14 protein-coding genes are annotated in these 16,116 nt (G+C 63.3%); 4 read left to right on the top strand and 10 right to left on the bottom strand.

Going from position 1 to position 16,116, the window contains the following annotated elements; genetic code table 11:
- Positions 1-23: 23 nt before the first annotated feature.
- The 10 genes from NKI41_RS01320 to NKI41_RS01275 all read right to left on the bottom strand — a co-directional run bounded on the left by NKI41_RS01320 (position 24) and on the right by NKI41_RS01275 (position 11,760).
- Positions 24-962 carry a sugar phosphate isomerase/epimerase family protein gene (locus NKI41_RS01320; protein ID WP_352472317.1) on the bottom strand — a complete coding sequence of 313 codons (939 nt, stop codon included), beginning with the start codon at positions 960-962 and terminating at the stop codon, positions 24-26.
- Positions 962-2,479 carry a glycerol-3-phosphate dehydrogenase gene (locus NKI41_RS01315; RefSeq protein ID WP_352680997.1) on the bottom strand — a complete coding sequence of 506 codons (1,518 nt, stop codon included), beginning with the start codon at positions 2,477-2,479 and terminating at the stop codon, positions 962-964. The genes NKI41_RS01320 and NKI41_RS01315 overlap by 1 nt, the downstream gene beginning before the upstream one ends.
- A 19-nt stretch (positions 2,480-2,498) precedes the next feature.
- The gene (locus NKI41_RS01310) at positions 2,499-3,539 is read right to left on the bottom strand and encodes a 2-hydroxyacid dehydrogenase (protein ID WP_352612246.1); all 1,041 of its coding nucleotides are present in this window, start codon (positions 3,537-3,539) and stop codon (positions 2,499-2,501) included.
- Between the two features lie 7 nt (positions 3,540-3,546).
- Positions 3,547-5,109, bottom strand: a complete 1,563-nt coding sequence (locus NKI41_RS01305) for an FGGY-family carbohydrate kinase (protein WP_352472265.1) — start codon at positions 5,107-5,109, stop codon at positions 3,547-3,549.
- Entirely contained in the window at positions 5,109-6,233 is a 1,125-nt protein-coding gene (locus NKI41_RS01300; RefSeq protein ID WP_352680995.1) for an ABC transporter ATP-binding protein, read from the bottom strand. The genes NKI41_RS01305 and NKI41_RS01300 overlap by 1 nt, the downstream gene beginning before the upstream one ends.
- Positions 6,230-7,348 (bottom strand): ABC transporter ATP-binding protein, encoded by a 1,119-nt coding sequence (locus tag NKI41_RS01295; RefSeq protein ID WP_352680993.1) that lies wholly within the window; start codon positions 7,346-7,348, stop codon positions 6,230-6,232. The genes NKI41_RS01300 and NKI41_RS01295 overlap by 4 nt, the downstream gene beginning before the upstream one ends.
- Positions 7,349-7,352: 4 nt before the next feature.
- On the bottom strand, positions 7,353-8,210 hold the full coding sequence (locus NKI41_RS01290; protein WP_023676025.1) for a carbohydrate ABC transporter permease: 858 nt from the start codon (positions 8,208-8,210) through the stop codon (positions 7,353-7,355).
- Between the two features lie 9 nt (positions 8,211-8,219).
- Complete coding sequence (locus NKI41_RS01285) at positions 8,220-9,143, bottom strand: carbohydrate ABC transporter permease (protein WP_352452414.1); 924 nt, start codon at positions 9,141-9,143, stop codon at positions 8,220-8,222.
- Positions 9,144-9,295: 152 nt separating this feature from the next.
- Entirely contained in the window at positions 9,296-10,741 is a 1,446-nt protein-coding gene (locus NKI41_RS01280) for an ABC transporter substrate-binding protein (RefSeq protein WP_352455241.1), read from the bottom strand.
- Positions 10,742-10,785: 44 nt separating this feature from the next.
- Positions 10,786-11,760, bottom strand: coding sequence for a sugar-binding transcriptional regulator (locus NKI41_RS01275; protein WP_023676028.1), 975 nt, complete (start codon positions 11,758-11,760; stop codon positions 10,786-10,788).
- Between the two features lie 226 nt (positions 11,761-11,986).
- Between NKI41_RS01275 and NKI41_RS01270 the strand changes: the two genes are divergently transcribed.
- The 4 genes from NKI41_RS01270 to NKI41_RS01255 all read left to right on the top strand — a co-directional run bounded on the left by NKI41_RS01270 (position 11,987) and on the right by NKI41_RS01255 (position 16,095).
- On the top strand, positions 11,987-13,030 hold the full coding sequence (locus NKI41_RS01270; protein ID WP_352612238.1) for a substrate-binding domain-containing protein: 1,044 nt from the start codon (positions 11,987-11,989) through the stop codon (positions 13,028-13,030).
- Between the two features lie 36 nt (positions 13,031-13,066).
- Positions 13,067-14,335 carry an ABC transporter substrate-binding protein gene (locus NKI41_RS01265; protein ID WP_352680991.1) on the top strand — a complete coding sequence of 423 codons (1,269 nt, stop codon included), beginning with the start codon at positions 13,067-13,069 and terminating at the stop codon, positions 14,333-14,335.
- Positions 14,336-14,410: 75 nt separating this feature from the next.
- Positions 14,411-15,256, top strand: coding sequence for a carbohydrate ABC transporter permease (locus NKI41_RS01260; RefSeq protein ID WP_352472253.1), 846 nt, complete (start codon positions 14,411-14,413; stop codon positions 15,254-15,256).
- Positions 15,253-16,095: a carbohydrate ABC transporter permease gene (locus tag NKI41_RS01255; protein WP_352680989.1), complete on the top strand. Its 843-nt coding sequence runs from the start codon at positions 15,253-15,255 to the stop codon at positions 16,093-16,095. The genes NKI41_RS01260 and NKI41_RS01255 overlap by 4 nt, the downstream gene beginning before the upstream one ends.
- Positions 16,096-16,116: the final 21 nt, after the last annotated feature.

The raw sequence follows: 16,116 nt of genomic DNA, 5'->3' as shown, positions 1-16,116 counted from the left end.
TGCCTCAGCTCCTGCTCATCCGATCATGCTCGCGGCAAGAGATCGGCCCTGCCGGTCTCGATAAAGGGTGCCCAGTAGTCGACCGACTCGCGGATCATGGCGATGACCTGGTGGTCGACGGGCTCGCGCTCGCGGAACGACAATTCGAGGCAGATCTCGTTGTCGACGCCGCCGCCACGGCGAACCGTCTCCAGCAGCTTTTCCGGCGTGATGCGGCCGTCCTTGTTGTGAGCGGCAATGAACGGCCAGTGACCACCCTTGTTCATCGACGACTGCTTGACGTGGATGATCGGCGATTGCCTGGGAAAGGCTTCGGCCCAGGCATAAGGGTCGGTGTCCGCCGGATTGCTCGAGGTCACGTCGCCATGGTCGATGTCGACCATCATCTTGAACGGGACGGCCATGCCGGCCGCTTCGATCTCGCGCTGCAGTGCCCGGCAGCTTTCGATCGTATGGCCGAATTCGCGGCCGACCGACATCGGCTCCCAGAACAGGTAGGTCAAGCCGGCTGCTTTGGCATGCTCGGCGACCTCGCGCCAGCATTCCAGCGCGATGTCGAAAAGCCGCGCGCGACGTTCAGGATTGTCGTAATCCCGGTGAGTGAAGATCGCGAATTGCGTGCCCATGCCTGCGGCGCCGAGCTCGGCCGAAACTTCTGAAAAGGTCTTGAACCAGTCGACGTAGTAGCGCCGCACGTCGGCATCGGGATGGCCGAAATGATTGAGCCGGCCGTAAGGGCCGGTCATCGCGGAGGTCACGCGCACCCCGGTGCGGTCGAGCGCGGAGCGGAACAGGCGGACGAATTTGGCGATCGTCGCCGCCGGCCAGCCGGGATTGACGAATTCATGGGTGAGTTGGACGTCCCTGATACCGATCTGATAGGCGATCGCGTCGATCAGGTCGTCCGGCTCCGCAAAGCGGTTGACCAGCGGATTGGTGTTGAGCGAAAGCGTAAAGGCCATCAGCCGGCCTTTGCCAGCCGGCTCGAGCACCAGTCCTCGAAGGCGGTTCTTTCCGCGGCGGACAGATGCAGGCCGTGCTTGGTGCGCCTTTCGAGAATATCGGCGGCGGTCTCGGCCCATTCATGCTCGAACAGGTAATTGGCTTCGCGCTCGAAAAAATCCTTGCCGAAGCGCCGGCCCAGTTCGGCGAGCGAGGTGGCCGCGCCGACCAGATCGCGCGTCCTTGTGCCGAAGAGCCTGCCGTAATGCTTGACCAGCGATGCCGGCATCCAGGGAAATTCATGGCCGAGGTCGCCGAGGAACTGCTCGAAATCGGCATTGGCGATATCGCCGCCCGGCAGGTGCCCTTTCGAGGTCCACGGCTTGCCCATTTTCGGAAAGAACGGGGCGATACGGTCGAGCGCGTGCTCGGCCAATTTGCGGAAGGTGGTGATCTTGCCGCCGAAGACCGAAAGCAGCGGCGCCTGCCCAGCCGGTGCGTCGAGTTCGAATATGTAATCGCGGGTCACCGCGCTCGGATTGTCGGCATTGTCGTCATAGAGCGGCCTGACGCCGGAAAACGAGTAGACGACGTCGCTTCGTGCGAGCTGGCGCTTGAAGTAGCGATTGACTGCCTTGATCAGGTAATCGATCTCGCTCGCATCGGCGGTCACGTCCTCCGGCCGCCCTTCATAGGGAATGTCAGTGGTGCCGATCAGCGCCAGATCGTCCTGATAGGGATTGATGAAGATCACCCGCTTGTCGCTGTTCTGAACGAGATAGGCCTGCCGCCCTTCCCAGAATTTCGGCACAACGATGTGGCTGCCCTTGACCAGGCGCACGTTGCGCCTGGAATTCTGGCCGCCGACGCGGTTGATGACGTCGTTGACCCAGGGTCCGGCGGCGTTGATCAGCGCCCGTGCCCGGACTGTGGTCCTGACGCCGGTTCGACCGTCGCGCATCTCCACCGACCACAGGCCGTTTTCGCGGCGGGCAGCGGTGCAGGCAGTGCGGGTGAATATCCTGGCCCCACGCTCCGCGGCGTCGAGCGCATTGATGACGACCAGGCGGGCGTCGTCGACCCAGCAGTCGGAATATTCGAAGCCGCGCTTGAGGCTGTCCTTGATCGGCGCGCCTTCTGGCGCGGTGCGCAGGTCGAGCGTGCGGGTGGCCGGCAGTCGCTTGCGGCCGCCAAGATGGTCGTAGAGGAACAGGCCGAGCCGCACCAGCCAGGCCGGCCGATCATCGGGGCTGTGTGGCAGCACGAAGCGCATCGGCCAGATGATGTGCGGCGCGGATTCGAGCAGCACCTCGCGCTCGATCAGCGCCTCCCGCACCAGGCGGAACTCGTAATATTCGAGATAGCGCAAACCGCCATGAACGAGCTTTCCCGATCGCGAACTGGTGCCCTCGGCAAGATCGTCCTTTTCGCAAAGAATGACCGACAGACCCCGGCCCGCCGCATCGCGCGCGATTCCGGCGCCATTGACACCGCCGCCGATGACGAAGAGGTCGACGATTTCGGTTTCACCGTTCATCTCGCTCTATGCCCTGTCGTCAGCATGGATTGACCGGAGGCAGCCCGGCGATGTAGCGGCGCACTTCCTCGGCCGCCTGCTCGGCCGCGTAGGTCACGGTGCGTACCGACGCGCCGGCGATATGCGGCGTCAGCGTCACGTTCGGCAGTTGCAACAGCGGCCAGTCGGCAGGCACCGGCTCGATGGCGAACGTCTCCAGCATAGCGCTGCCGATCTGCCCCGAGACGAGCGCATCGTAGAGCGCATCGTAGTCGACCAGCGGTCCGCGCGCGGTATTGACGAAGATTACGCCGGGTTTCATCCGGGCGATGGCGTTCTTGCCGATCAGGCCGCGCGTCTCCTCGGTGACCCGGGAATGCAGCGTGACCACATCGGAGCGCGACAGCAGATCGTCCAGCGCAACCAGTTCGACGCCGGCATTGCGGTCCTCGGCGCTCAATTGCACATAGGGATCGCAAACCAAGATGCGGCAGCCGAAGGCGCGCAGCAGGCGAACCAGCCTGGTGCCGATATTGCCGTAGCCGATGACGCCGACGGTCATTTCGTTGAGCTCGCGGCCGGTGCGATCGGCGCGGTAGAGATCGCCGCGCCATTCGCCCTTGCGCAAGGCTTCGTGACCGACGCGGATCAGCCGCGTTTCAGCGAGAATGGCGCCGATGGTGAACTCGGCCACGGCGCTGGCGTTGCGGCCGGGCACATTGACCACGGTGATGCCGTGGGCCTTGGCGGCGGCCATGTCGATGTTGATCGGTCCGCCGCGCGAGACCGCAACCAGCTTGAGCGTGGGCAGGCGCTGCATCATGCTTTCGGAGAGCGGCGCAAGCTGGGTGACGAAGATTTCGGCGTCGCCGATGAAATCCACCACCTCGTCGGGATCGCCGAAATACTCCTTGACCTTGTCCAGACCAAGCGCGGCATTGCCGAATTGCATCGGCTCGTCGGGCCAAGCGGTCTCAATGCTGCGGATGTCGAGATTGTCGCCGCAGGCCGCCTCGATTTTCTCGCGAAACACTTCCGGAAGCATGAAGCGGTCGCCGATGATCGCAATTTTCTTGGGCATGCTCTTCTCAATTCACGTCGGTTTGCCTGGACGCGGCCATCGAGCGCCAGACCGGCCGCAGCGCCTCATGCGCCAATGTGTAGGACGGAGCCATCGCCTCATAGGCAGCGGCAAGTTTCCGATCGCTGGGTTCGGCCGTACGGAGCAAAGGCGTGACCCATTCGCTGACGCAATCGTCCATCGATGCGTATTGGCCGACGCAGACCGCAGCAATCATTGCGGCGCCCGCAGCACCGGCCTCCTCGCGCTCGCTGGTGCGAATGTCGGCGCCGACCGCAGCACCCAGGATCTTGCGCAGAGCCGGGCTCCTGGCCGCTCCGCCGGTCAGGCGGATTTCCTTGGGCAGGGGCCCCATGGCGGCGTAGCAATCGCGCGCCGCGAAAGCCAGCCCCTCGAACACCGCGCGGACTATGTCGGCATAGCCGTGCCTGGACGAAATGCCGATGAAGCCGGCCCTGGCATTGGCATCGACGAACGGCCCGCGCTCGCCGGCCTCCGAGACATAGGGCTGGTAGAGCAGCGCGCCTGGCTCGGACGACGATATCCACTGGTCGACCAGCGCGATCATCTCGCCATTGGTCCGCGTAATACCTTGCGAGGCGAGAATGCCGGAGGCGAGGCCAAGGACCCAGTCGATATTGAGCGTTGCCGCCATGTTCGACTGCATCTGCGCAAAGACGCCGGGTGCCGGCATCGTCATCGTGTAGCCGGTTGCAGCCTCGTTGAGCAGAACCTGGTCCGGCGTTTCGGCAAGCCGCATATGCATTCCGGTGGAGCCGATGATCGAGCATCCCGGCTTGCGTTCGCGATCGAACAGGCCGGCGCCGAGCGCCGTGCAGGCGACATCGACATAGGCCAGAACGACCGGTGTGCCGGCGAGCAGGCCGGTCGCATCGGCTGCTGCCGCCGACAGCGAGGTGCTTTGCCTGGTGCCATCGACGATGGGCGGCAACAGATGCCGGAGATCGGTGACGCCGAGTACCTCGAGCACATCATCGCAATAGCCGCGCGTGCGGAAGTCGCCGAAGGTGAAGGTGCCCTCGGACGGGTCGGTGGCGCGGTGGCCGGTCAGCTTGAAATAGAGCCAGTCCTTGCAGTGGAACGCCGTCGCTGCATTGGCAAGCATCGCGGGCATGTGGCGCTTCATGAACACGAACTGCGATCCCTGCTGGCAGGCAGCGAGCCCGCTGCCGGTCTTTTCGAAGCGCAGCCGGTCCTCCGGCCGCGCGCGGATCTCCTCGACGACCGCGGCAGCGCGCGCGTCGAGCCACAGCCAGCCCTTGGCAACCGGCTCGCCATCCTTGTCGATCAGCCAGGTACCGTCGCCCTGCCCGGTCACGGCGATGGCAATGGTCCGGCTGGCGAGATCCGGCACCTTGTCGGCAAGCTCGCACAAGGTCGTCGCGGTATCGGCCCAGGTGCGTGTCAGGTCCTGCTCGGCGCCGCCGCCCGGCAGTGTCTCGTATTTATTGGGCAGCGCGGCGGACGCGATCTGCCTGCCCGCCGTGTCAAAGGCGACGGATTTTATGACAGACGTGCCGGCGTCGATGCCGATCAGCACATCCTGCATCAAGCCAGCTCCGTGCCGTGCGAAATGGCATTGCCGCTCGCCTGATCGAAGACGTGAAGGTTTTTCGGATCGATGCTGATCTTGATCGGCGCGCCAAGCTCCAAGCGGGTTCGGTCATGTTCGACCAGGACCAGCGAACCGCCGGCGAAATCGGCGGCGATATGGGTCTGGTCGCCGAGCCATTGATTGGCCGAAACCGTCGCCGGCACACCATCCTTCGAGCGGCGGACCGCATAGGGCCTGACGCCGATGACGACGCGCTGCCGGTTGAGCAATTCGTCGCGAACCGGGCCGCTGAACGCATCCTTGTCGTAGTCGAGCGAAAGCCCGTCGGGCAGCTTGAGACTGATCTTGCCGGCGGCCGTGCCGACATAGGCCTCGAAGACATTCATCGGCGGCTCGCCAACGAAGGTGCCGGTGAACAGGTTTGCCGGCCGCTCCTTGAGCCTGTCAGGCGTATCGAACTGCTGCAGCACGCCGCCCTCCATGACGGCAATGCGGTCGGCAAGCGCGTTGGCCTCGGTCTGGTCGTGGGTGACCAGGATCGCGGTCAGGCCGCGCTCCTTGATGAAATGCTTGATGCGGCCGCGCAGCACGGCGCGAAGCTGCGGCTCGAGCTGGCCCATCGGCTCGTCCAGCAGATGCAGGTCGGCCTCGCGGATCAGCGCCCGGCCAAGGCTGGCGCGCTGCTGCTGGCCGCCGGAGATCGAGCTCGGATAGCGCTCGAGAATGTCCTCGATCTCGAGCAGCTTGGCGATGTTGGCAACCTTTGCATCGACTGCACTCTTCGCCAGCCTGGCGGCCTTGAGGGCGAAGGCCATGTTCTCGCGCACGGTCAGCGGCGGGTAGAGCGAATAGCCCTCGAAGGCCATTGCGACGTTGCGCCTGACCGGCGGCAGCATGTGCACTTTGCGGCCGGCAACCGCGATAGCGCCGCGCGAGACCTCTTCGAAGCCTGCGATCATGCGCAATGTCGAGGTCTTGCCGCAGCCGGAGGAGCCGAGCAGCGCCACGATCTCGCCCTTGACGATTTCCATCGTCAGGTTCTTGACGGCGTGTACGCCACGGTCAATCGGACCGTAGAACTTGTCGACGCCCGAAATGGTGATTGCGGTCGGGCTCATGCCGCTTCTCCGCTGCGCAAATTGACGACGTTTTTCGAGCCGATGCGCTCGCCGCTTGTGCGATCGAACAAAAGGGCGCTTTTACTGTCGACGGCAATGTAGACCTTGCCCTCGGATTGGCCCGGTGTCCCGGAAGGACGCGAAACCAGGATTTCACGGCCGCGCACGGTGCGCACCAGCGTGACGATCTTCTCGTTGAGCGGCGTCTCAGCCTCGACCGTCACCGGGATGGCGCCGAGCGTGCGTTCATCGACAAACGCCAGCGCCTCCGGCCGCAAACCGATCACGCAGTCGCGGCCGACCGCCGTCTCATGAGCGCCGGCAAGATGGACCTGGACGTTGGACAGGCCGACATAGATGCCCTTGGCGTCCCGCGCCGGCTTGACGTCCAGAAGGTTGATGGTCGGGTCGCCGAACAGCCGGGCAATCTCGACATTGGCCGGCTCGCGATAGATCTGCTCGGGCGTGCCGAGCTGTTTGACGACGCCCTGCGACATCACCGCGATGCGGTCGCCGAGCGCCATCGCTTCCTTGTAGTCCTGGGTGACGTAGATGACGGTCGCGCCACGATCCGCCAGCAGTCTTGGCAGTTCCAGCCGCATTTCGAAGCGCAATTTGGCATCGACGTTGCGCAAGGGATCATCGAGCAGCAGCACCGGCGGCGAGCCGACCAGGGCGCGGGCAAGCGCGGTGCGTTGCTTCTGGCCATTGGACAGCGCCCGCGGCTTGTGGCTGAGCACATGGCCGATTTTCAACAGCTTGGCGACGCTCTCGACGCCGGTCTTTATCGTGCCTTGCGATGAGTGCTTCGCCTGCAGCGGCGTCGCAATGTTATCGAACGCCGTCATATGCGGGAACAGCGCGAAGTTCTGAAATGCCATGCCGACGCCGCGGAACTCGGCGTCGAGATCGGTCATGTCCTCGCCGCCGATGAGTATCTTTCCCTCGTCGGGGTCGATGACGCCGGCCACCAGCCGCAGCAGAACGGTCTTGCCGGCGCCGGACGGCCCGAACAGGACCAGCGTTTCGCCGTCGGCGACGGTCAGCGACAGATTGTCGAGAACAGTCTGGCTTTTATAGCGCTTGACGATGTTTCGCAGTTCGAGGCTTGCCATCGGACTATCCTTTCACCGCGCCAAGCGACAGGCCTTCGACGAGATAGCGTTGCGCATAGAGCGCGAGCGCCAGCGTTGGCGTGATCGACAGCACGATCGCCGCCGAGATCTGGCCATACTGGATGCCCGAGGAGGTGATGAAGGCGAGCGCGCCGACCGTCACCGGCTGCTTGTCGGCCGAGGCGAGCACCAGCGCAAAAACGAAATTGTTCCAGGCAAAGATGAAGGCGAGCAGACCGGCAGCGGCGATGCCTGGGCCGGCGAGCGGCAGCGCGATCTTGCGGAAGGTGGCAAACCAGGAATGTCCGGCAATGCGGTAGGCGTATTCGATGTCGGCGGGAATGTCCTCGAAATAGCCGCGCACGATCCACAGGATCAACGGCAGGCAGATCAGCTGATAGACCCAGATCAGCCCGATATAGGTGTTGGCCAGCCCGAGCTTCTGGAAATAGAGGGTGAGCGGCAGGAGCACCAGCAGCGCCGGCGCGAACCGGAACGACAGCAGCGTAAAGGCAATGTCCTCCGAGCCGCGGAATTTGTGCCGCGCAAAGGCGTAGGCCGCCGGAACGCCGAGCAGCAACGCGACGGCAACCGAGGTGACCGACAGGAAGACGGAATTCCAGAGGTTGCGCATGAAGGCGATGTCGAGCGTGCCGGCCGCCGTCATCAGCTTGCCGGTGATCAAGGCAGTGTAGTTGGCGAGCGTCGGCTCGAAGACAAGCTGCGGCGGAATCCGCAGGATTGTCTCGTTGGTCTGGAACGACATCATCAGGATCCAGACGATCGGGAACATGAAGAAGATCACGACCAGCGCCAGGGCAATGCCGCGCAGGATGCGTTCGAGAAGCGAGGTGTGTTCCACGCCAGCCTCCTATGCCTGGCCGCGGGCGCGTTCGCGCAGCCGCAGCCAGTTCTTGATGAAAATGTTCGAGAGGAAATAGGTGATCGCCCACAGGATGATCATCAGTGCCGCCGAGCGGCCGACATTGGTCGACTGGAAGAAATTGAGATAGGCCTCGACCTGGAACACGGTCAGCGTGTCGCCCGGACCGCCCTGCGTCATGGCGTAGATGATGTCGAACTGCTGGATGGAATCAAGCAGGCGGAACAGGGTCGCCGTCAGGATGTAGGGGGTCAGCATCGGCAGTGTGATGCGGAAGAAGACGAAGCTGCGTGGCACGCCGTCGAGTGCTGCCGCCTCGAAGGGCTGCGTTGGCAGGCTGCGCAGGCCTGCAAGCAGCAGGATCATGATGAAGGGGGTGTAGACCCAAATGTCGACGAGCACGACGGTGAGCAGCGCCGTCGACGGAGACGAGGCCCAGCGGAAATCCTGCAACCCGATCAGGCTGGCGAGATAGCTGAGCACGCCGAAACCGGGATTGGTCATCAGCTTCCACATCAGCGCGGCGAGCGCCGGCGCCGTCATCAGCGGCATCAGCAGCATGATCGAGATGAAGTTGTTCAGCGTCGAGCGCTTTTGCAGCAGCATGGCGATGCCGAGACCGAGAAGCAGTTCAAGCACAACGGTGATGCCGGCGTAGAGCAGCGAGATCTCCAGGGTGTTCCAGAACTTCGGGTCGGTGAAGAAGGAGATATAGTTGTCGCCCCAGTTGAACTGCCGCGCCCAGGGTTGGCTCAACCGGTAGCGCTGGAACGAATAGACCACCGACGTCAGGAACGGGATCAGGATGCCGATGCAGACCAGCAGAGCCGGCAGGCTGAGGAGATAGGGCAGCACCCGCTTGCTGATCCTGAAGCCCGACGGCCTGTTTCTTTGTATTGTCGCCGCAGTCATCGGCTGCTCCGTCATCCTGTTGCTTCGCCGTCCCGGCCGCCCAAGGGAGCAAGGCGGCCGGTCGGGCGAGCAGGCGGCACCTTTCGGGACCGCGTCGCAAACGTATCACATCTCAAAGGCTGGCCCGCGGACGGGCCAGCCTTGGCCGCGGCTTAGCCGAGCCCGGCTTCCTTGAGCTGGCTGTTGATGCTCTCGGCCAGCTTGTCGAGGCCCTCGTCGACCGGCACTTCCTTGGCCACCATCTTCTGCAGCGTCGCCGCCCATTCGGTGGTGAGATCGAAGAACAGCGGCTGCGGGGTGAACTTGATGCTGGCGCCCGGCGCCGAGACGTCGAACATCTCGACATAACCCGGATAGCTCTTGTTCAGCTTCTCGCGGAACATCTCGTCGTTCCAGACCGACTGACGAACCGGATTGACGAAGTCCATCTTGGTCGCACCGAACAATGCATGCTCGGGTCCGGATGCCCATTGCATGAAGTACCAGGTGGCGTCCTTGTCCTTGGAGAAGTTGGACATCGACAGCGACCAGATCCAGATATTGGGCGTCGGCGCCTTGGCGGCAGGATTGGCCTTGAATGCCGAAAAGGCGAGCTTGCCGGCCATCTTGTTGTCGCCGCCATTCATGAAGTAGCCAAGGATGTCGGCGTCGTAAATCATCGCCGAAGCACCTGCACCGAGATCGGTGCCGACCTGGTACCAGGTGTAGGTCGACCAGTCCTTCGGGCCGCTCTCCTGGATCATCTGGACCCACTGCTTGTGGAAAGCCTTGGATTCGGCGGTGCTCATCGCGGCCGACAGCTTGCCGTCAGCCGAGACGTTCAGGTCCTTCTGGTCGAAATTGGCGTAAGCCGACAGGAATCCCGGGTGGATCGTCGCCCAGGAGCGCGAGCCGCGCACGCCGATGCCGTAGACGCCGCCACCGACGTCCTTGGTGAGCTTCGCGGCCGTAGCGACCATCTCATCCATATTGCCGGGAACGCTGACGCCGACCTTGTCGAACATGCCCTTGTTGTAGGTGATGTTGTTCTGCTCGAAGCCCCACGGAATGCACCATTGCTTGGCGTCCGCCGAACCGAGCGCGCCGCCCGGCTGGCCGTTCCAGGCGCAGGAGTTCTTGACGCCCGGCAGAAAGTCGTCCCAGGCATATTTCGGGTTGGTCTTGGCCGGATCCTTGATCCATTCGTTGAGGTCGGTGATCCAGCCGGCCGGACCGTAGGTCCAGGTCATGTAGGCGCCGGTCATGAAGGCATCGTATTCGGGCGAGCTGGCCGACAGCGCGGCGGTAACCTTGTCGAAATAGACGTCTTCGGGGAACACGTCATAGACGACTTCCATGCCGGTCAGCTTCTTGAAATTGTCGAGGTTGGCAATCATCGCATCGGCGTAAGGATGCTTGTTGAGCAGCAGCTTGATGGTCTTGCCCTTATGCGCCTGCCAGTCGAAATCTGCCGCCAGGGCGCGGGTCTGCCCGAAATTGAGCAGTGTGCCGGCGGTGCTGGCGGCAAGGCCCATTGCACCGAGGCCCTTGATCAGCCCACGGCGGTCGACTTGTCCACGCAGGAATGCGTCGATGAGGTCTTTCTCTTTCTCATGCATTTCTCTTCTCCTCCACAGGGTAGTTTCAACGAAATGGTTGCCGGCTACCCGACCGGCGTCTGTTCCACGAGCGATCGCGCCGTCCGCTCGTCGGTTATCAAGCCTTTGAGATAACGGCCCTCCAGCACTGACTTGATGGCGCGAACCTTCACCTTGCCGCCGGCGACGGCGACAATCCTGCGGTTGCTGATGTCTTCGCGCGCCAGTGCCAGCGCCCGGTCGGAAAGCGTCGTCGCAACGGCCTTTCCGGCATCGTCGAAGAAATGGCCGAGCAGTTCGCCGACACCGCCGTTGCGGCGGATCTCCTCCATCTCGCCCTTCTCGATCATGCCGGTGGCGACAAGCGAGGCCTCACGTTCAGCGGTGCCGATGCCGGCGATGAGCAAGTCGGCGGACTTGGCGAGGTCGAAGACATCGCTGACGCCTTTCTGCCCGAGCAATACTGTTCGATCCTCGACCGTGTTGGCGAACATCGGTACGGGCATCACATAGGCCTCCGCGCCGGTGCGTTCGGCGACACGGTGGATGACGTCATGCGGATTGGCGGAGAACTTGCGCGTCAGGCCGCCAAGCAGCGAAACGAAACGGATCCTGCCCGCCGATATGCGCGGCAGATATTCGACGCAGGCGGCAAGAGTGCGGCCGTGGCCGACGCCGATCAGCGCCTCTTCGCCGCGTTCGATCTCGCGCTTGAGAAACTGCGCGCCGGCAATGCCGAGCGCCTTGAGCGGCAGGTCTTCGGCATCGAAGTCCGGAACCACCTCGCAGTAGTCGAGGCCGTAGCGGCCGGACAACTCATCCTCAAGCTCCACGCATTCTGAGACTTCGCCGTCGATGTAGACTTTGACCAGGCCTTCCTGATTGGCCTTGGTGATCAGGCGATGCGCCTTGAGACTGGTCAGGCCGAGCCGCTTGGCGACCTCCGACTGGGTCAGGCCGCCGGCATAGTGAAGCCAGGCGGCACGGGCGGCCATCCCGGTCTCATCGTCGCGCAGCAGGCCGTTGCCAAAACCAACCATTTCCGCCCTTTGATATTTTTATCAGTTGCTGCAAAATTTTTCACAAGGCGTCGCCCGAGTCAAGCAACCGCTGCGTTTAAATCTCCGGCCAGGAGCTTGCCGGCCGGGGCCGAATCGGGCCGCGCTAACCAACGGGCAAGAAACAACACCGACCATGCGCATTTAAAACGTTTGCAATTTGGATTGGACGCATTACAAACGTTTCAAACTTCGTTCGGGAGAAACGATGCCGGCCCGCGTTACCACCCTCAAGGAACTTGCTGCGCAGCTCGGCCTGTCGATTACCACCGTTTCGCGCGCCCTTGCCGGCCACGTGCAGATCGCCTTGAAAACGCGCCAACGTGTCGCCGAGGCTGCGCATCAGGCCGGCTATGTGCCGAACACCGCAGCCCGCACGCTGGTCTCCGGCCGCAGCGGCTTTGTCGGCATGGTGCTTCCGATCCGCGGCCCCAATCTGGTCGACTCCTTCCTCGGTGAATTCGTCACAGGGCTCGGCGAAGGGCTGGTTTCGCACGGCTCCGACCTGATCCTGGCCGCAGCGGCGCAGGGCCAGTCGGAACTTTCCGTGCTTCGCCATGTCGTCGAATCGGGCCGCGCCGACGGGGTCGTCGTCACCCGCATCGCCGAGGTCGACGAGCGGCTTGCCTATCTGCGCCAGCGCAATTTCCCGTTCGTCGCGCATGGCCGGCTGCTCGACGGCGACTTTGCCTACCATTGGCTCGATACCGATGGCGCGCATGCTTTCGGCGAGGCCTTCGACATGCTCTACGATCTCGGACACCGCCATTTCGGCCTGGTGACGATTTCGGAGCCGATGACATTTCGCCATCTCAGGCAGGACGGGCTCGCCGCCGCGATCGCCCGCCGGGGCGATCCGTCCGTCAGTCTCGATGTGGCGACGGCGCCGCGTTTCGATCGCGGTGCCCGCATCCAGGCAATCAACCGGCTTCTGCACGCCACCGAGCGGCCGACGGCGATTGTCGCACTGTTCGACGAGCTGGCGCTGACTGTGATGGAAGAGGCGGGGCGCGCCGGACTTGCCATTCCTCGCGACCTTTCGGTGATCGGCTTCGACAACATAGCCGCCTCCGCCTATGCGCCGCCGGGGCTGACCACTTTCGACGCCTCGATCCGCCAGTGCGCGCGCGAGATCGGCGAGATGCTGCTGACCGTCATCGGCGACAGGCCGGACGCGCCACTGACGCGGCTGGTCCGGCCGACACTTGTCTTGCGGGCAAGCCATGGCCCGGCACCCACAGGACGGAACTGACGCCTTAGCGGCGCACAACCAGGGAGGAAGACGACGATGAATGCGTTGAGGACATTGGCAGGTGCGGTGCTGGCGTTGTCGCTTGCTGCCGGCGCAGCACAAGCCCAGCAGGTGTTGTTCTGGTCGACACAGGCGCGACCAGTGGAAGAGACACAGAAGATGCGCAGCGAAGTGCTGAAGGGGTTTGACGGCCAGGTCGACTATCAGGTCGCCGAGGACGGGCCCTGGCTCACCCGCCTTCAGGCCGAACTGCAGGCCGGCGCCGGCACCATAGGCGTGCTCGGCGGCCTGCACGGAGACTTCTCCACCGTCGGCGCGAACCTTGTCGATCTCTCTGGCGTCGATCTCGGTGGCGTCAAGGTCAACGAGACCTACAAGAAGCTCGGCATGCTCGGCACCGGCGAGCAGAAGTACCTTCCATGGATGCAGGCCACCTTTCTGATGGCGGCCAACAAACAGGCGCTGCAATATCTGCCGGCCGGCACCGATCTCAACACCATCACTTATGACCAACTGATCGAGTGGGCGAAAAACATCGCTGAAAAGACCGGTTCGCCCAAATTCGGTTTTCCGGCCGGCCCGAAAGGGCTGAAGCACCGTTTCTTCGAGGGTTTTCTCCTTCCATCGTATACCGGCTCGATGATGACGAAGTTCCGCTCGGCGGAGGCCGAAACGGCGTGGAACAAGTTCAAGGAATTGTGGCAATACACCAACCCGAATTCGACCAACTATGCCTTCATGCAGGAGCCGCTGCTGACCGGCGAAGTCTGGGTGGCATTCGATCACGTGGCGCGCCTCGCCGACGCCTTCAACCAGAAACCCGATGACTTCGTCGCCTTCCCGGCGCCGGCTGGCCCGTCAGGCCGCGGCTACATGCCGGTGGTGGCCGGCGTCGCTATCCCGAAGACCTCGCCCGACATGGACAAGGCCAAGGCGCTGGTCGCCTATATGCTGAAACCGGAAACCCAGATCGCGACGCTGAAGGCGACAAACTTCTTCCCCATCGTCGACGTCAAGCTGCCCGACGACATGCCGGCCTCGGTGAAGGCCTTCAGCCCAGTGATCGCCACCATGACCGGAGCTCCCGATGCATTGCCGGCGCTGCTGCCGATGGGACTTGGCGGCCTCGGCGGCAAGTTCAATCAGATCTACACCGACAGCTTCGAGCGCATCGTGCTCGGCGGCGAAGATGTGCACGGCGTGCTCGACGAACAGGCGACGGCGCTGAAAGCGATCATCGAACAGGCGAAGGCGCCGTGCTGGGCGCCCGACAAGCCCTCGCAAGGCGCCTGCCCGGTCGATTAAGAATCCTCCCGGGCGTCCGGATTTCCAGCGCGCCGGGCGCCCACCCCTTTTGAAGCTTCGAATAGAGAGCGCTCCATGCACAGCAAGGCCCTGCCCTATCTGCTGCTGACACCGGCGACGCTGTTCCTCTGCGTCTTCTTCCTCTACCCGTTCGTGTTGGTCGCCTTCGAGGCGTTCACCCGCGACGGCGGCTTTACGCTCGACAATTTCCGCACCATGGCGGGCAGCTGGAAGTTTCCGGTCACTGTCCGCAATACGCTACTGCTGAGCGTCGTCGTCGTGCCGATTCAGTTGGTCATGGCACTGCTGATGGCAACCGCGGTGTCGCGGCTCGAAACGGGACGCAGCGCCGCGCTTTATATCTTCGCCATTCCGCTCGGCATCTCCGATCTGGCCGCCGGGCTGATCTGGCTCGCCATCTTCGACCAGTCCGGCTTCCTGAACACCTTGCTCTCCAATCTCGGCGTCATCGACAGCCCGGTCATGTTCCTCGGCTACCAGAGCAAGCTGACGATCTTCATCGCCGTGGCGCTGGCCGAGATCTGGCGCGCGACCGCCATCATGATGGTCATTCTGGTCGCCGGCATGGGGCTGATCCCCCGGGAATACTACGAGGCGGCGGAGGTTTTTGGCGCTAGCCCGTGGAAGCGCTTCATCAAGATCACGCTGCCTCTGCTGCGCCCAAGCCTGCAGACGGCGATCATCCTGCGCGTCATCCTTGCCTTTGAGGTCTTTGCCGTGGTTGCAGCACTCGGCGGCACCAATCTGCCGGTGCTGATGGGCGAGACCTACAATTGGCAGTTCACGCTGCAGGACCACAATGTCGCCGCCGCCATGGCGCTGTTCATCCTCGCCATCTCGATCGGTTTCACACTGTTCTTCCTGCGTGTGCTGCGTGTGCCGAAGGAGGCGCGGATATGAGCACCGTCGCGGAGATCTCGATCGCCGCGCCTGCGGCCCGCAAAGCCGGCAACTGGCTGCTGGTCGCAACGGTCATCCTGCTTTGCGTCTGGGTGCTGCTGCCGATCTATCTGCTGATCGTCAACGCGCTGTCGTCGCCGGAAGAGGTGACCGCCTTCCCCAAGCGCTTCTTCCCGTCATTCGATTTCGGCAGCCTTTCTTTCTTCATCAATTTCGCCGGCGTCGCCAAGGCGCTGTGGAACTCCGTTCTCGTCGCCACGCTGACGATGCTCCTCTCGATCGGCTTCGGCGCACCCGCGGGCTACGCACTGTCGCGCTTCGATTTCCCAGGCAAGGAAACGTTCCGTTTCCTCGTGCTGATGACCCGCGCCTTCCCGCTGCCGCTGCTGGCGCTGCCGCTGGCGGTGATGTTCATCCGCACCGGCCTCGACGACACCGCGATCGGGCTGGCGCTGGTCCACACCACGCTGGCGCTGCCGTTTGCGGTGCTGATCACCTTCTCGCTGTTCTCCGGCATTCCCGTCGAGTTGGAGGAGGCGGCCTGGACGCTCGGCTGCACGAGATTGCAGGCATTCCGAAAAGTCATTCTGCCGCTGGCGCTGCCGGGCATCGCGGCGTCCGCGGTGTTTGCCTTCACCATCTCCTGGAACGAGGTGTTTGCCGCCGCCGTGCTCACCATCGAGAACCGGACGCTGACCGCCTTCCTGCTGCAGAGCCTTGGCGAATCGCCGCTCTACCTCAAATTCACCGGCGGTGCTGCCTTGGTTATCCCGGCACTGATCTTCATTTTTGCCGTCCGCAAATATCTGTTCGCCATGTGGGGGATCGCCAATCGATGACGCGCACAAAAGAGAACGCCG

This window comes from Mesorhizobium sp. M0601 (genome assembly GCF_040320845.1).
Classification (GTDB): Bacteria; Pseudomonadota; Alphaproteobacteria; order Rhizobiales; family Rhizobiaceae; genus Mesorhizobium.
Note: the sequence above shows the minus strand (reverse complement) of the source record. Positions and strands in the feature narration are given on the sequence as shown.

Excerpts from the sequence above, each read along its gene's own strand:
- NKI41_RS01280 (WP_352455241.1), bottom strand. The coding sequence starts at position 10,741 with ATGCATGAGAAAGAGAAAGACCTCATCGACGCATTCCTGCGTGGACAA.
- NKI41_RS01260 (WP_352472253.1), top strand. The coding sequence starts at position 14,411 with ATGCACAGCAAGGCCCTGCCCTATCTGCTGCTGACACCGGCGACGCTG.
- NKI41_RS01265 (WP_352680991.1), top strand. The coding sequence starts at position 13,067 with ATGAATGCGTTGAGGACATTGGCAGGTGCGGTGCTGGCGTTGTCGCTT.
- NKI41_RS01285 (WP_352452414.1), bottom strand. The coding sequence starts at position 9,143 with ATGACTGCGGCGACAATACAAAGAAACAGGCCGTCGGGCTTCAGGATC.
- NKI41_RS01300 (WP_352680995.1), bottom strand. The coding sequence starts at position 6,233 with ATGAGCCCGACCGCAATCACCATTTCGGGCGTCGACAAGTTCTACGGT.
- NKI41_RS01310 (WP_352612246.1), bottom strand. The coding sequence starts at position 3,539 with ATGCCCAAGAAAATTGCGATCATCGGCGACCGCTTCATGCTTCCGGAA.
- NKI41_RS01275 (WP_023676028.1), bottom strand. The coding sequence starts at position 11,760 with ATGGTTGGTTTTGGCAACGGCCTGCTGCGCGACGATGAGACCGGGATG.
- NKI41_RS01320 (WP_352472317.1), bottom strand. The coding sequence starts at position 962 with ATGGCCTTTACGCTTTCGCTCAACACCAATCCGCTGGTCAACCGCTTT.
- NKI41_RS01315 (WP_352680997.1), bottom strand. The coding sequence starts at position 2,479 with ATGAACGGTGAAACCGAAATCGTCGACCTCTTCGTCATCGGCGGCGGT.
- NKI41_RS01305 (WP_352472265.1), bottom strand. The coding sequence starts at position 5,109 with ATGCAGGATGTGCTGATCGGCATCGACGCCGGCACGTCTGTCATAAAA.
- NKI41_RS01255 (WP_352680989.1), top strand. The coding sequence starts at position 15,253 with ATGAGCACCGTCGCGGAGATCTCGATCGCCGCGCCTGCGGCCCGCAAA.
- NKI41_RS01270 (WP_352612238.1), top strand. The coding sequence starts at position 11,987 with ATGCCGGCCCGCGTTACCACCCTCAAGGAACTTGCTGCGCAGCTCGGC.
- NKI41_RS01295 (WP_352680993.1), bottom strand. The coding sequence starts at position 7,348 with ATGGCAAGCCTCGAACTGCGAAACATCGTCAAGCGCTATAAAAGCCAG.